At 63.8% G+C, this 14,631-nt stretch carries 12 protein-coding genes and 2 pseudogenes; 8 read left to right on the forward strand and 6 right to left on the reverse strand.

All coding sequences use genetic code 11. From position 1 onward, the window contains the following. Positions 1-16: 16 nt before the first annotated feature. Positions 17-1,375, reverse strand: coding sequence for an MFS transporter (locus BSTEL_RS11750; RefSeq protein ID WP_084686135.1), 1,359 nt, complete (start codon positions 1,373-1,375; stop codon positions 17-19). Between the two features lie 618 nt (positions 1,376-1,993). Between BSTEL_RS11750 and BSTEL_RS05760 the strand changes: the two genes are divergently transcribed. Beyond that, positions 1,994-2,488, forward strand: coding sequence for a hypothetical protein (locus BSTEL_RS05760; RefSeq protein ID WP_034528208.1), 495 nt, complete (start codon positions 1,994-1,996; stop codon positions 2,486-2,488). 130 nt (positions 2,489-2,618) lie between these two features. Here BSTEL_RS05760 and BSTEL_RS05765 read toward each other — a convergent pair whose 3' ends face one another. Beyond that, positions 2,619-3,317: an SOS response-associated peptidase gene (locus tag BSTEL_RS05765; RefSeq protein WP_034528210.1), complete on the reverse strand. Its 699-nt coding sequence runs from the start codon at positions 3,315-3,317 to the stop codon at positions 2,619-2,621. An 84-nt stretch (positions 3,318-3,401) separates the two neighbouring features. On the opposite strand from BSTEL_RS05765, the gene BSTEL_RS11415 reads away from it, so the two are divergent. Further along, positions 3,402-4,136, forward strand: coding sequence for a TetR/AcrR family transcriptional regulator (locus tag BSTEL_RS11415; RefSeq protein ID WP_156963184.1), 735 nt, complete (start codon positions 3,402-3,404; stop codon positions 4,134-4,136). A 483-nt stretch (positions 4,137-4,619) separates the two neighbouring features. On the opposite strand, the gene BSTEL_RS05775 is transcribed toward BSTEL_RS11415, so the two are convergent. Beyond that, a complete protein-coding gene (locus BSTEL_RS05775) occupies positions 4,620-5,036 on the reverse strand; it encodes a peptide deformylase (RefSeq protein WP_034528212.1) in 417 nt (138 codons plus the stop codon). 157 nt (positions 5,037-5,193) lie between these two features. On the opposite strand from BSTEL_RS05775, the gene BSTEL_RS05780 reads away from it, so the two are divergent. From BSTEL_RS05780 to BSTEL_RS05795, 5 genes and pseudogenes are all read left to right on the forward strand, one after another. After that, positions 5,194-6,192: a hypothetical protein gene (locus tag BSTEL_RS05780; RefSeq protein ID WP_034528214.1), complete on the forward strand. Its 999-nt coding sequence runs from the start codon at positions 5,194-5,196 to the stop codon at positions 6,190-6,192. Between the two features lie 54 nt (positions 6,193-6,246). Further along, positions 6,247-6,660, forward strand: a pseudogene (locus BSTEL_RS12945) (VOC family protein); the annotation flags it as partial. A gap of 162 nt (positions 6,661-6,822) precedes the next feature. Further along, a pseudogene (locus BSTEL_RS05785) lies at positions 6,823-9,633 on the forward strand (TOTE conflict system archaeo-eukaryotic primase domain-containing protein); the annotation flags it as partial. Between the two features lie 77 nt (positions 9,634-9,710). Continuing rightward, on the forward strand, positions 9,711-10,202 hold the full coding sequence (locus BSTEL_RS05790; protein WP_156963185.1) for a hypothetical protein: 492 nt from the start codon (positions 9,711-9,713) through the stop codon (positions 10,200-10,202). Positions 10,203-10,284: 82 nt separating this feature from the next. Then, positions 10,285-11,145 carry a deoxyribonuclease IV gene (locus tag BSTEL_RS05795; protein WP_034528218.1) on the forward strand — a complete coding sequence of 287 codons (861 nt, stop codon included), beginning with the start codon at positions 10,285-10,287 and terminating at the stop codon, positions 11,143-11,145. Positions 11,146-11,214: 69 nt separating this feature from the next. Here BSTEL_RS05795 and BSTEL_RS05800 read toward each other — a convergent pair whose 3' ends face one another. Then, on the reverse strand, positions 11,215-11,499 hold the full coding sequence (locus tag BSTEL_RS05800) for a hypothetical protein (RefSeq protein WP_034528221.1): 285 nt from the start codon (positions 11,497-11,499) through the stop codon (positions 11,215-11,217). Positions 11,500-11,746: 247 nt separating this feature from the next. Between BSTEL_RS05800 and BSTEL_RS05805 the strand changes: the two genes are divergently transcribed. Next, positions 11,747-12,361, forward strand: coding sequence for an NAD(P)H-dependent oxidoreductase (locus BSTEL_RS05805; protein ID WP_034528223.1), 615 nt, complete (start codon positions 11,747-11,749; stop codon positions 12,359-12,361). Positions 12,362-12,468: 107 nt separating this feature from the next. On the opposite strand, the gene BSTEL_RS05810 is transcribed toward BSTEL_RS05805, so the two are convergent. Continuing rightward, positions 12,469-13,896, reverse strand: coding sequence for a sensor histidine kinase (locus BSTEL_RS05810; protein WP_051922881.1), 1,428 nt, complete (start codon positions 13,894-13,896; stop codon positions 12,469-12,471). Next, complete coding sequence (locus tag BSTEL_RS05815; RefSeq protein ID WP_034528225.1) at positions 13,893-14,573, reverse strand: response regulator transcription factor; 681 nt, start codon at positions 14,571-14,573, stop codon at positions 13,893-13,895. Before BSTEL_RS05815 ends, BSTEL_RS05810 begins: the two co-directional genes overlap by 4 nt. Positions 14,574-14,631 lie beyond the last annotated feature (58 nt).

A 14,631-nucleotide genomic window follows, 5' to 3' on the forward strand; every position in this document is an offset into this window, starting at 1 on the left:
GCGGCGGATTCTCCGGTTACAACTCGACCTGCTCCCATTGCGGGGGCAACGGGATGCGCCGCGTCGGAGTGAGGCAGGCGAGCAGCAGTCCGGCGGCGGCGCACAGGACGACGAGCAGCATGACCGCGCGGAACCCGAATCCCGGCGTCTGCAGCAGCCATCCGACCAACGCGGGCGCCAACGCGCCCGGCACTCCGACTGTCGTCTCGAACACGGTGGACACTCTGCCCTGCATGTCATCCGGCGTGCGCCCGAAGATGAAGCCGAGCTCGCCCGCGTTCAACGCCGGGAACAGCACCGACGCCATGGCCATGCACGTGACGGCCGCCGCATACGAGTCGGTGAATACGAGCGGCAGCATCGCGGCGGTGAACACGGCGAACGTGAGGATGATGAGCCGGCCGGTCGGCACATGCTCGACCAGCCATCCGGCGGCGAGCGATCCGATCAGCGCGGCGACGCCGGTGGCGGTGCCGACGAGTCCGATGAGCGCCGCGTCCGTGCCGCGTTCCGCCAGCATGATCTGCACGCCGATGATGCTCCCGTAGCAGGCGACGTTCATGACCGCGCCCTGCGCGATCGCCGCGAGTACGGTCCTGCGGGTCAGCGTCCACCGCCATCCTTCGACGAATTGGGAGAGGAACGACGGCTTGCCGACGTCCGGAGAGGAAGGGGAGTCGTCCTTGTCGGTTCCGTCGCCGTTTCGTTTCGGCAATGCCAGCGAGGCGAACACGGAGGTCAGGTACAGCAGCGCGGAGGCGAGGAACGGCATCCATCCGGCGATCCGATACAGGAGTCCGCCGATCGCGCCGCCGGACAGTTCAACGCAGGACTCTCGCGCCTCGCGGATGGCCTGTGCTTTCGCGAACCGGTCCATCGGTACCAGGGATTTGAGCATCGCGTCGTTCGATGGTCCGAGCAGTCCGTTCATCACCGCGAACAGGACGACCGCCACGGCGAACGTCGTCGCGCGCATCGTCCCGGTGGCGAGCATGACCGTCACCGCGGCGGACAGGACGGTGCCAGTCAGGCCGAGCAGGATCATCAGCCGTCGTCGGTCGTGACGGTCGGCGAGCGCCCCGCCGACGGACATGAGCGTCAGCCCGATCGCGGATTCGATGGTGACGAGCAGTCCGGCGACGAACGGCGAACCGGACAGGGCGAGACCGAGCAAGGGTATGGCGAACGTGCGCAGGCTGACAGCGACCACGTCGGCGGTGTCGGCGGCGAACCAGCGCCGGTATGCGGGAAGCCGCCAGAGCGGATGGGGTCGTCGCGCGGTGGGGGACGACGCGGCGTCATCCGCCGTGACGGGAGAGGTGGCGTCCGCCGGCGATGGGGAGTGCAAGCGGGCCGGATGATCGTTGGTGTTCATGGCAAGGTCTCGTTTCATGATTGGCCCATGGTCGTCGATGCGGGAGCGTGTCCGACCGTGCGGAGAGCGGGTCCGTGTCGTCATGGTCGGATTTTCCGTGTGGGATCATGGGGCGTGTTCTGGTATTTCGCATAAGAAGACATCGCGACCGCGTGAGGCGATCGCGACCTAGAACAAGTCGGCGTTGGGGGATCGCGGCGACTAGTCGTATGCGAAGGAGACCAGAACCTGGTACATGATGAGTGTCCTTGACGTATTGCTGGCAGGGGTGGAGGGATTCGGCTTTCAGAGGATTTTCAGTTGCTTCGCCGTCGGTGGCGGGTGTATATACGACTATTCTAGCGGTCATGGGAGACGTGTCGCCTTGCGGCATGTAACTTGCATGTAACGCAACGGGGTATGGTGAAAATATGGCTCCCCGCCGTATCGGTGGGAGAAGGCCGCACCTCCGAATCCGGACGGCAGGTGAACCACACCGCCTCCGGTCATGGCCGGCACTGAGATGCCATCAGTGATCAACGGTCCAATGCCAAGCATCATCGGCCATCGGCACGCAATCGAACCGGCCGGGCCGACATCGAGATTCAATTCAGCAAACGTCTTTTCCGATGGAAGACGATGAAACGAGAGAACATCATGACCAACGTGAACACGAAACAACAGGAAGACCCGACCGTCGCCGTGTGCCCGGTGTGCGGTCGCGAGAGCCATGCCGGTGACCTGTTCGCACTGGACGGCGTCGACCACATCGGATGCCCGGACCATGTGCTCGTCGGCTCCGTCGTCGCCGTTCCCGGCGACCCGGATCGTCCCCTGCAGGATCTTCGCAAGCATTGCGCACGGTGGGCCGCATGGCTGGACGCCCATGATTGCCCGATCTGCGGTCGTAACGCCGAACTGTCCGTCCGCGTCACGGATGGCGCCTGGGTGTGCGTCTGCGGATGCCGTGACCAGGCCGAAGCGGAAGGCTTCGATTCGCCGTTGGACGCCGTCGACGCCTGGCTTGACGATCGCGACAAGCGCGTTCAGGCCGAGGTGGCGCTGAAGGCGAAGCTCGGTGCCCGCACCCGCATCCTCGACAGTCTGGAACGCGAGATCGGCGAACGCCGGTAGAACATCACAGGATGCCGTTGCGTCGCAAGGCGGCGTCATGGCATCCCCACGCTATCTGATGGAGGACGTGTCTTGGAACACCGGTGTTCCAAGACACGTCCTCCAATCGTATGGGGCGGCTGTCCTGCGTTCAGAACAGCCGGATCGGTTCGACGTGCTCGACCGGCGTGATGAGACGCGGGCCGTCGCCATCCGCCGGCAATGGCGCGACCTCATGGAACCGCAGCCGGCGCGACAGCTCCGTGCCCCGCTCCCGCAACGGACCGGTCAGACTCGCGCCGTCGACCGTGCGATCCAGCCATGCCGCGGTCAGTTCTTCCGGTACGAGCAGCGGCATGCGGTCATGCACGCTCGCCGGTCCGTCCACGGCCGGACAGGTGACGATCGTGGCGGTCAGCAGCCACGGCGAGGTGTCGGAGGCGCGCCACCACGAGTACAGTCCGGCCATCGCCAACGGCTCCTCGCCGTCCGCATGGAAGTAGAACGGACGCTTGCCCTTCCACTCGTAGTAGCCGCTCGCGGGGATGACGCAGCGCATGGAGCGCGTCGATTCGGCGAACGTGGGTTTGGCATGGATTGATTCGACGCGCGCGTTGTACGTGGGGTAGGGGAGCGTCCTGCTCCGGCTCCACCGGGGCATGAGCGTCCAGTACGCGCCGGTCAGATGCCGGCGTGCGTCCCTGCCTTGCGCGACGACGCCGATGGTCCGTGTGGGCGCGATGTTGTACGAGGGGTGCGGCAGCCGGTCGCGTCTGATGCCGTCGTCGCCGACGTCGAGCCACCGGGCGACCGCGTCCCAATCCAGGTCAAGCGCGAACCTTCTGCACATGCGGTTCAGTCTACGCGCGTCCGTCCGTTCGCGGGTACCATGGTGATGTCCGATGGGAGATACGTGGGACTCGAGGAGGAAGCCATGTCCGTTGACGCGAGGAAGAACGACGGCGCGGCGTCGGACGCGCCTACCCTGTTCGATGCGGAGGACGGGCCGGATCGGACGAGCCGTCGCGGCGTCTCGGTGAAGGCGACCGTGGCGCGCGCCCGCTGGCAGCGGCGCAAGAAGATCGCCACGCGTGCGACGATCCGAGAGACCGCGTTGCGCCTGTTCGACGAATACGGCTACGACAAGGTCACCACGCAGCGCATCGCCGACGAGGCGGGCATGTCCGCGATCACCCTGTTCCGGTATTTCCCGACCAAGGAGGATCTCGTCCTGGGATTCCCGACGGACGGCGAGATGTTCGCCGACCTGCGCCGGGAGATCAAGGATCGGAAGGGCGGGTCCCCGATCGGATTCGTCCGTCGCATGGTCCCGCAGGTGCTCGGCGGGCTCGAGCCGTCTCAGTTGGAGGAACTGGCCCGCCGGCTGCGCATCGTGCGTTCCGACGAGGGACTGCGCGTCGCGTTGTACGCTCGCATACCGCGATGGATGGATGCCGTCGCGGCGTTGTGGGGGAGCGACGACGCCGTTGCCGACGGTGGCACGCGCGTCGGTTTCCCCGTGCGCCTGTCCGTCTCGCTCATCATCGACTGCATCATCGAATCCCTGCTGGAGTGGTCGCGTCGCTGCGACGACGGCGTCGACGACGGGGATGTCGTCGACGTGCTCGTCGATGTCGTCTCCGAGGCGATGGAGACGCTGTCGCATTGACCCGCCTTCGTGGTTTGCGGCCATTCGGTCCGGTTGTCGTCGGTAAGGCACATGTTTCTGTGCCGAATATTCAAATGATAGTGACTTCATTATGAATAAAAACGGCGGAAATCAGCCCTTTTCTCGGCTGAGTCGGAATGATTGTTGAGGGCTGTTTTCTTTCATATGAAAGACGCATACATATGGAAGAAAACAGCCTTATCATTCATAGGAAATAGGCTTTCATATGAATTCTCGGAGTGCGGGAAGGGCCATGCTGGCTCAAGCGCATGGATGTTCGGTAGGGCGCTTCGTTGTGTCCCACCCGATGCGTCGGTTTCTCTTCTTCGATGCCCGGAATGAGGAAGGCGGGTCGTCTTCCGGCCGCATTCGTCATGCGATGCAGGAAGACGACCCGCCTTTACGGTGCCTGCCGTCGTTTCCGTCCCGTCACGGGACCGGGCTCCATATTGCAGACCGGCCGCGTGACGCCGGGGCATGCCGTCAGATGAGGATGCCGTCGCAGTGGTCGATCTCGTGCTGAATGATCTCGGCAGTGAACCCGTCGAACGTTGCGGTCGCCTCGCGCCAGCGTCGCGTGCGGTACGTGACGGTGATGCGCTCGTAGCGGACCACCGGCCGCACGCCCTTGAGGGACAGGCACCCCTCCTCGGTCTCGTACCGGCCTGAACTTTCGGCGATGATCGGATTGAACATCATCATGTTCCGGCCGGTCGCCTCGTCATGGAACACGATGATCCGCTTGGCGACGCCGATCATGTTCGCGGCCATGCCGACGCACGAGTCCGCATGCGCGGCCAACGTGTCCATGAGGTCGGCCGCCACCGGCAGATCGTTCTCCGTCGCCTCGTCGGACGGTCGCCGCAGGAACGCCTCGGAGGTCATGATCGCCCGTTCCATGATGTTTCCTTTCTTCCCGGTCGCGGTGGACGCTCCGATTGTATCGGCTTCCCGGGTACATGCCGCGTTGCGCGGCGGGAAGCGGGACGGCGTGACCGCGGCTATCATGTTCGCAGAGTCCCGATGGTGTCCCACAGATCCGAAAGGCTGGTCCCGCATGCCGGTTTCCTATGAGGAGGCGTTGTTCCACTCGTATTTCGCGTGGCTTATGCCCGACGAGACGATCGTCCAGGGGGATACGGATCAGTTGGACGGCCAGGAGCTCGACATGTACTTCCCCGACCGAAAGGCCGCGTTCGAGATCGGCTCCTGGGGGCTGCACAGCCGGACGCAGGACAAGGACACGCGCAAACGCCGCAAGGCGAAACGACGCGACATCCGACTGGTCACCCTGTTCACCGACCGCGACCGCGCCACCATGCCCAAGGCCGATGGGGAGCCGCTCATGGTCGCGCCCTGCCCGAACAGTCCCAGCATCATCTGGGCCGCGACCTCGATCCGATGGACGAGCGGCCGCAAGGGGCGCATCACCCGCACCCGGTTCCTCCAGATCGCCGAACCGGTGTGCGAGGCGCTCGACTTCACCTACAAGCCGGTCCCCGAAGACCAGTGGCCCACGATGCGCGACGAGGCGGCCTGCGCCTGCGAGACGCTGAAGCTCAGATCCGCCGCGGACGGCAAACCGGCCCCCGGCAAGCGGATCGCGAACCCGGCGGCCGAGCCGGCCGCGACAGCACCGTCGCAGGAGATCGCCACGGCGGACGGGACCGCCAAGGAACTCCGCACGCAGCCGGCCGCCGACCTGCCGACGATCGGACGGGTCTGCGAATCCCTGCACCGCGACTGGGTGCTCGTCTTCGCCACCATCGCCGGACTGCCCGACGAGGCGAGAATCGACTATGCGCGTCGGCTCGTCACCGACGTGTTCCCTACGGCGATTGGATACGCGAAATGGCCGCAACCCGTGCAAAGCCGGTTCCAGGCGCTCGGCCAGCGCGCGTTGGACGCCGTCACCGTCCAGCCGGGCGACACCGACGCGGAACGTACGCTCGCCGTCGTCGCAGCCCTCCAACAGGCGTACCGCCAATGCCGGGAGCACGCGAGGACCGCGTCCCTGGCGATGGGCTCCGCGGCCGCCGCATACCGGCTCGGCTGAACCGGGGGAGCGCGGACGGAACGCACGCCACGCCGCCCGCGCTACAGTGGAGGCATGCTCGACCATCTGACGCTCAAGGTACGCGACATCGACCGCAGCATCGCCTTCTACACGCAGGCGCTCGCCCCGCTCGGCTACATCGTCAAAGCCCACCACGAACCCACGCTCGGATTCGGCGTCGACGACGGCACCCCGCACTCCGACTTCTACCTGTCGCCCGCCGACGAAGCCGATCATGCGGATGAGACGACCGAACCGGAGGCATCGCGACCATCCGCATGCCCGGTCACCCACATCGCGTTCCTCGCACAGGACAAGGCCGCCGTATGCGCCTTCTATATGCGGGCGCTCGCCGCCGGAGGCCGCGACAACGGCGCGCCCGGCCCGCGCCCCTACCATCCCGGATACTATTCCGCGTTCATACTCGACCCGGACGGCAACAACGTCGAAGCCGTCACCGACTGGTCCGGCTGGTACGGCCGTCAGGAAACGAAAGCACGCGAACATCCCGACCAGCCTGAGGTGAATCAGGCGGACACGTCCCTCCCCGATATGCCCGGTAGTCCGGTGACCGACGCCAGTGATGGGCCGGTCACAGCGCGCAGTTCATCCGAACGGAAAATCAAGCTGTTCCGTTCCCTGTTCCGCGGTCGCGACGATGTCTATGCGCACGGGTTCGTGTCCAGGAAAACCGGCAAAACCGGGTATGCGCCGGCGGCATGGAACGAATGGACCACTTTGGCAAGCGGCAAACGTATTCCCACTCCATCTGGGCAGCGACGATGCAAGCCACTGACCGATCAGGTGCTCCTCGACCATTTCACCAAACGGGATGAGCGGCTCGTCAATGTCGTCGGGCTCTACCCCATGTCCAAGGAGTCGACGGTCTGGTTCCTCGCCATCGACTTCGATGATGACGGATGGCGAGATGAAATCATGGCGGTCAGAAACGTCTGCAAGCGATACGGCATAGAACCGGCCATGGAACGATCGCGCTCCGGAGACGGCGGGCACCTGTGGCTGTTCCTCGACGAGCCGATGGATGCGGCACAGGTCCGGCACATGGGAGACGCGTTGCTGACCGAGGCCTCAGACCTGGTCCACATCGAGTTCCGGTCCTACGACCGCATGTTCCCCAATCAGGATGTTCTTCCTTCCGGAGGATTCGGCAACCTGATCGCACTCCCATTGCAGCGCATGGCACGTGACAACGGCAACAGCGTATTCATCGACGAACAGTTCAATCCATACCCGGACCAATGGGCGTATCTCGCCTCAATCAAACGTGTTGTACCTGAACAGGTACGCGCCATCGCAGCTCGGATGACAACAGCAATCGGACCATCGGGCAATCCCGCCTCCGGCGCACATCGAGCTTCCGATAAAGCAAAGGACAACGGCCAACCGTCAGGAGTCCGATTCCACGACCTTTCCTCGACGGACACGCCACGGTCCGTCACCATCATCGAATGCAGCATGCTCGTCATCCCCAAGGACGGTATGACTCAAGCAGCACTCAACGCGATACGCCGGCTCGCTGCGTTCGCCAACCCCGACTTCTATCGGGCGCAAGCCATGCGCCAACCCATCTACGACAAGCCTCGAATCATCTACCGTGGCGAGGAGACCGACGACAATATTCTCCTGCCGAGAGGGTGCAAGGAATCCCTGACCTCATTGCTGAGCCGCACGGGAACCGTCGTGTCATACCGCAACGAACGCAACCCGGGCGAACGGATCCAAGTGGAATTCACGGGAACGCTTCGCGAACGTCAGAACATCGCGGCGCAGAACTTGCTGGCACATGATGACGGTATCCTCACCGCTCCAACAGGATTCGGTAAAACCGTAATCGCGGCGAACCTCATCGCCGAAAGAAAGACCAACGCATTGATCATCCTGCGCTCTTCCGCACTGCTCGAACAATGGAGGGAACGACTTGAGCAGTTCCTCGACATCACCGCGACGCTGCCGCCATTACTGACCAGAACCGGACGCGTCAGCCGGAGAAAACGCCACATCATCGGACAGATAGGAACCGGGCGCAACGAGCCCAACGGCATCGTCGACATCGCACTGGCGCAATCACTGTTCGACAAAGGCGACATCGCCGGAACCAAACACGTCAAAGACGTGGTCAGCCGCTACGGCATGATCATCTTCGACGAATGTCACCACGTGGCATCCCCAGACACCGAAGCGATCGCCCGAGAAACCAACGCGAAATACGTCTACGGATTCACCGGAACCCTGAAACGCGACGACGGCATGCAACCGATCGTCACCATGCGATGCGGGCCGGTCCGTGACACCATCGACGTCAACGAGCACATGGCGACGCAACGTTTCTCCAGACGATACGTGCCACGCTTCACGGCAACCAATTACGATCTCGTCGAACCATACACCTACCACGAATACCTGGAAGCCGCATGCGGTGACGAAGACCGCAACACCATGATCGTCAACGACGCCATGACGCTCATCGATGAAGGCAGAACACCGCTGTTGCTCACGAAACGCATCGAACATGCGCAAGCGCTCGCGAACGCTCTCCAGAAAAGAGAATGCAGTCATGTGATTCTTCTCTACGGTGCCGAAACGAAGAAGAGCCGACACGACAAGCTCGAACAGCTCAAGCGCATCCCCTCGGAAGACGGCCTCGCCGTCGTGTCGACCGGAAGCTACATCGGCGAAGGATTCGACTGCCGACGATTGGATACGCTCATGCTGACGGCGCCTGTATCCGTGGAAGCGTCGGTCGCCCAGTATGTCGGACGACTGCACCGGGACAACGAGGGGAAACGTGAGGTACGCGTCTATGACTACATCGACGTGACCATTCCCATGGCCGCCAGCATGTACCGTAAACGATTGAAGACATATGCGGCGCAGGGATACACGCCGATGCTGCCGGGCAGTGAATCCGATGCGAGACGCCAAGCGAAGACGAAAGCCCTGCTGGAACGCAAAAACGCGCTCGCCGGACAACGCCACGGCGATCGGACCGTCCCCATCATCAACGCGGACGAATTCCATACGATGTTCCGCAACGACATCAGACATTGCCGACGGACGATCACGCTCTGCGCCGGATATCTTACACGGCATGCCATCGACCAGGTGACCGATGTGATTCTCGAAGCGGCAGGCAGGGGAGTGGCCATCACCGTCAACGTACGCGTCCCGGCCAACGCGACGGAGACATCGCGCTCGCGGACAACACGCAACATGGATAGGCTTCGCGCATTGGGATGCTCGGTACAGGCCGTGAACGCCTGCACTGAATTCGCCGTGTTCGACGATGAGCTCATCTGGTTCGGCACCATCGACCTGTTGGGAAGAATCCAATCGGACGACTGCTCGCTGCGGTTCGCCGATGCGCGTATCTCACGACTGCTCGTCGAAGGTGTCAACGCGAACGAAACGATGAACGCCTGAACGTGGTCAGATTCCATCCGATCAGAAGAACACCCTAGACTATAGAAACCATGAGAATCCATGGAGGAGGCGGAACAGTGAAGGAACATGACCGGAGGCGCGGCGTGGGAGTCGTCATCGCCGTCATCATCGTCCTGGCCGTCGTGGGACTGTTCGCGTTCGCACGATGGTGGTCGGACCGGCCGGGCGACATCGCGCACGCGCGATACACGTACTCCGCCTCCGATCGGTTCACACGGAAACAGCTTGACGCCGCCGGCAAGACGATCGCAAACGCGTTCACCGGCTTCGGCGGATGCACGCTGGACAAGGTCGCCTACGACGAGACGCGGACCGATCGGATTCTGGACTTGGAGGACAAGACCAAGCGCGAATCCCCAAGCTACTCGTCCAGCATCTACGAGGCATACAAGCGCTACGGCCGCGACCGCATACTCATGGCCGACGTCGATTTCACCTGCGACGGCTTCGAACCGTCGCTCAGCCGCGGACCCCAATCCATGACCTGGTATCTCCTGCTCGACGACGACGGCGAAACCTGGACCGAAATCGACCACGGCAACGGCTGACGGAAACGCGGCCACCCCACGGCATGCGGTCACGGAACACCGCATAGCAGACTACACGCAACACCACACGAAAGGCGACGACATGACGGAACTGCTCATCGGATCGCACTTGTCCACCGCGGGCGGATGGGACAAGCTCATCGCACGCTCACACGCGGAACACGGCACCACGTTCGCGTTCTTCCCACGCTCCCCATACGGCAGACGGTCGAAGGCCCTCGACCCGGACAAGGCGGCCGCGTTCGGCGCGCGACTGGCAGCGGAACACTATGGGCCGCTCGTCGTCCACGCGCCCTACGTGTACAACCTCGCCGGCAAGGATCCGGCCAAACGGGCGTTCGCCATCGACGCGCTCGCCGAGGACATGCGCCTGCTCGCGCCCATCCGCGAAGCCGGCCAGGAGACCTACCTCAACATCCACCCCGGCTCCCACGTGGGACAGGGCGCGGAAACCGGATGCCGGCTGATCGCCGAAGCCCTCGACCGCGTGTCCGAACAGGCGGACGGCACGGGCATCACGATCCTGTTGGAGACCATGGCCGGCAAAGGCACCGAATGCGGACGCAGCTTCGAGGAACTCTCCTCCATCATCGACCGGCTCGACGACCCCACGCGCATAGGCGTCACATTCGACACCTGCCACGTGTTCGACGCCGGCTACGACCTCGTCGACGACTACGACGGCGTGATCCGCCGACTGGACGACGTCATCGGACTCGACAAGGTCAAAGCCATCCACGCGAACGACTCCATATACGGCCTCGCCTCCCACAAGGACCGGCACGCCAACATCGGCGACGGCAAGCTCGGACTGCCGTTCTTCACCCGCCTCGTCAACGACCCGCGCATGAACACGCTGCCGATGATCCTCGAAACCAAGGAGATCACACCCGACACACACCGCGAGGAGATCGCCCTGCTGCGCGGACTGCGGGAGAACTGACAAGCGGGGGAGAGCTGGCCGACGGCGCGGCACGACAACAGCGACGCACGCCGCCGGCCGGCCACGATATCATCCGACCGCCGCCACATCCCGCAGACCGTCGGTGAACTCCCGGGCCCAACGCTCCGCCTCGCCAAGCTCACGGAACGAACGATGATGCACCATCGCCCCGCCCACGATCAACGCACCCGGCGTGGTCTCCCTACGCGACGGAAGCATGCCCTCCGGCACCGTGACGGCCACATCATAATCAAGATGCGGCGTCAGCCGGGTGATCCGGACGCGCACGCCCTCCGGAACATCCGTCGCACGCGAATCATAATCGAACGTCGAATCGACATCGATGAATCTCATATGAACACTCTCCTGAATGAAAAAACAACCACCGGCACGCCGATGAACGGAACAGGACCGGACAATGACCAATGCTTCGAACGGCTGCCATAGCCGTGGAACCTACATACTGACACCCGCATGCTACACGCAAGCCCTGCACGAAGTCAACCGGCGGCCACGCCACCCCACAAAACAACCACACACCACGGAACCACCAGCCACGCCACCCGCCCCACCCCGTCCGGCACGGCGAGACAATGGAACCATGAACACAACCACCACACGCACCGCACTCATCATCACCGCCAACCCCGAACACCACAGCCTCACCAACGCCACCGGCAAAGCCTTCGCCGAAGGATTCCACGCACACGGCGGCGAAACCCGCATCCTCGACCTGTACGACGCCGGATTCAACCCCGTCTACACCAGCGCCGACCGCGCCCACTACCTCGGCAAAGCCGACATGCCCAAGGACGTCGCCGCCATCCAAGCCCGACTCGCCCAAGCCGACGTGATCGCACTCGTCTTCCCCATCTACTGGTACACCATGCCCGCCATGGTCAAAGGCCTCTTCGACCGCGTCATCTGCCGCGGATTCGCCTACAACGCCGACGGCACGCCCGGCGCGCTCGCCGGCAAGACGGTGCGCGTCATCATGCTCACCGGCGGCCCGGAATCCTGGTACGAGTCCGACGGGATCGGCGAGGCACTGGACAACCAGATCCGCCGCCAGACGTTCATGAAGTACTGCGGCGTGAAGGACGTCGAGATCGTCTACGTCGACAACCTCTCGATGGGCGACGACGACCCCGCCAAGCGCGAGGCCGCGGCCAAGCAGCTCGACGGGATCAGGCAGCTCGGCGCCTCGCTCGCCTAAGACGGGCATTCCCATCGATACGGCCTGGGGCGTTCACCGGCCATCTCCGCGACGACGCGGAATCGCGGCCAATGAACGCCCTCAGGCCTGTTCATATACGGATGCCGTTACACCGTATGCAGTCCGGCGATCGTCACGCGGAAGCCTCCGTCATCGGTACGCGACAACCGGAGTTCCGCGCCCATGGCATTGCACGCCGCATCGGCGATGGACAGTCCCAATCCGACGCCGTCCGCGGCGCTGATGCGCGAATCCGTCCCACGATGGAACGGCTGGACCAGCTCGTCGAGGTCATCCGGCAGCGTCCCATCGGTGGTGTTCTCGATGACGAGATGCAGCGTGCCGTCACCATCGTTTCCGGTCTCAATCGTGGCCGAACCGCCATCGACGTTGTGCACGACCGCATTGCGCACGAGGTTGTCGACCGCCAGCGACAGCAATGCCGGATTCGCCGTGACACGGAATTCATCCGAATCGGCGATCGTCACCGTGACGCCTCGATCGTTCGCGTCTTCGGTCGACCGGTCGACGGCATCATGCAGACAGGACATGACGTCGGCAATTCCGTCACCGGCCCTAAACGAGGATTCGTCTTCGCCGGTGCGCGCATAGGCGCCGCTCTGGATGCGCGACAGGGTGAGCAACGCGTCGACGAGCTTCGCGCCGCGTCGGTTCGCGGCGAGCGCGCGGCGCACCGACGGCTCCACGTCGTCGGGGAAACGTCCCTGCGAGAGCGGTGCATCCAGGTTCGTCTCGACCGCGGCAATCGGTGTGCGCAGCTCGTGCGACGCGTTCGACACGAATCGTCGTTCCGTCTCCGCCGCGGCTTCGACGCGATTCAGCATCTTGTTGACCGATGAGACGAGACGGTCGATGTCGTCATGTCCCTCCCTCACGTTGACGCGCGCGGAGAGATCGTTCGGGGGCAGTGCGGCGATCTGTCGTTCGACGGCGGTGACGCGTCGCGACAGCATCGTGCCGATGATCCATGCGGCCGCGACGGCGAGCAGACCGAACACGACCGTCTCGACAATCGACACGACGCGCATCGTCGAGACGAAATCGTCGGCGACCGCATCCGCCGTGCCCGTCACGATATCCGTATACGACCATGGCGTCTTCGAATCGTCGGAGATTTTGCCGTCGTCACCGGTGCCATACGGCACCCATGTGTACGAGTCGGCATCCGAGCCGGACCGCAGCTGTGAGCCGTCGCCGGTGAAACATGACACGGCGGCGTCGCCGTCGACGGATTCGGCCGCGGAGCCCGTGGTCACCGTCGTGGTGCCGTCCGCGTTCACGCACATCACGATGTCCCCGCCGTCACGTTGCGCCGTATGGGAGACGATGAGGTTCTGCGTGACAATCAGCGCGGCCATCATCGCGATGACGATGAGCGCCACGGCGAGGGTGATCCGCGCGCGAAACGTGCGCGGACGCAGCCGCTCCGCCCATGAACGGGAACGGGAGTTCCTATGTGGTTCTTCGGCGTCCATGGGGGAGACATTCGTCTGGCTGGTGTCGGTGTCGTTCATCGCAATCGGTATCCTTTCCCGCGCATCGAGACGACCGCATCACGGTCGCCGAGTTTGCGGCGCAGCGAGTAGATGGTGGTTTTGACGAGGTCGGTCGCCGTGGAGGAGGTCGTCGGGTCGTTCCATACGGCGTCGTGGAGGTACTCCGCGTTCACATAACCGCCGTCGGCGAGCATGAGTTCGTTCAGAACCCCATACTCCTTGGGCGTCAGATTCACGGGGACGTGACCGGAGCCGACGAAGACGAGCCGTCGTTCCGTGTCGAGTGTGATGCCGCCGCGTGTGAGCACGGCGGCATCACCGTCCCGTGCGCCGACGGCCGTGCGTCGCCGCAACGCCCGGATGCGAGCGAGCAGCTCGCGGTAGGCGAACGGTTTGGTCATGTAATCGTCGGCGCCGAGGTCGAGTCCGCCGACACGGTCATCGACCGAGGTGGCGGCCGTGAGCATGAGCACGGCCACGGGGATGCGGTTCCTTGCGATCGTCTCCATCACCGCGTCGCCGGACAGAATCGGAAGATCCCGGTCGAGCAGCACGATGTCGGCTCCCGCCTCGGCGAGGAGACGCAACGCCTCGACGCCGTCGCCGGCGACTCCGGTCTCATACCCTTCGTGGCGCAGCGCGTCGTCCAACGCCGCCGCCAGGTCGCGGTCGTCCTCGACGATCAGAATCCGCATTGTCCCTCCTTGTCGTCATCACCATCCTGCGGTCCCTACGGTAAGGCGAAAGTAAGGC

Origin of the sequence: Bifidobacterium stellenboschense, from assembly GCF_000741785.1 — a bacterium.
Taxonomy (GTDB): domain Bacteria; phylum Actinomycetota; class Actinomycetes; order Actinomycetales; family Bifidobacteriaceae; genus Bifidobacterium; species Bifidobacterium stellenboschense.

What these genes read in the sequence shown, in the direction of transcription:
- BSTEL_RS05775 (WP_034528212.1), bottom strand. Translation starts at nt 5,036, where the DNA reads ATGGAACGGGCGATCATGACCTCCGAGGCGTTCCTGCGGCGACCGTCC.
- BSTEL_RS05765 (WP_034528210.1), bottom strand. Translation starts at nt 3,317, where the DNA reads ATGTGCAGAAGGTTCGCGCTTGACCTGGATTGGGACGCGGTCGCCCGG.
- BSTEL_RS05780 (WP_034528214.1), top strand. Translation starts at nt 5,194, where the DNA reads ATGCCGGTTTCCTATGAGGAGGCGTTGTTCCACTCGTATTTCGCGTGG.
- BSTEL_RS05760 (WP_034528208.1), top strand. Translation starts at nt 1,994, where the DNA reads ATGAAACGAGAGAACATCATGACCAACGTGAACACGAAACAACAGGAA.
- BSTEL_RS05810 (WP_051922881.1), bottom strand. Translation starts at nt 13,896, where the DNA reads ATGAACGACACCGACACCAGCCAGACGAATGTCTCCCCCATGGACGCC.
- BSTEL_RS11415 (WP_156963184.1), top strand. Translation starts at nt 3,402, where the DNA reads ATGTCCGTTGACGCGAGGAAGAACGACGGCGCGGCGTCGGACGCGCCT.
- BSTEL_RS05815 (WP_034528225.1), bottom strand. Translation starts at nt 14,573, where the DNA reads ATGCGGATTCTGATCGTCGAGGACGACCGCGACCTGGCGGCGGCGTTG.
- BSTEL_RS11750 (WP_084686135.1), bottom strand. Translation starts at nt 1,375, where the DNA reads ATGAACACCAACGATCATCCGGCCCGCTTGCACTCCCCATCGCCGGCG.
- BSTEL_RS05805 (WP_034528223.1), top strand. Translation starts at nt 11,747, where the DNA reads ATGAACACAACCACCACACGCACCGCACTCATCATCACCGCCAACCCC.
- BSTEL_RS05795 (WP_034528218.1), top strand. Translation starts at nt 10,285, where the DNA reads ATGACGGAACTGCTCATCGGATCGCACTTGTCCACCGCGGGCGGATGG.
- BSTEL_RS05800 (WP_034528221.1), bottom strand. Translation starts at nt 11,499, where the DNA reads ATGAGATTCATCGATGTCGATTCGACGTTCGATTATGATTCGCGTGCG.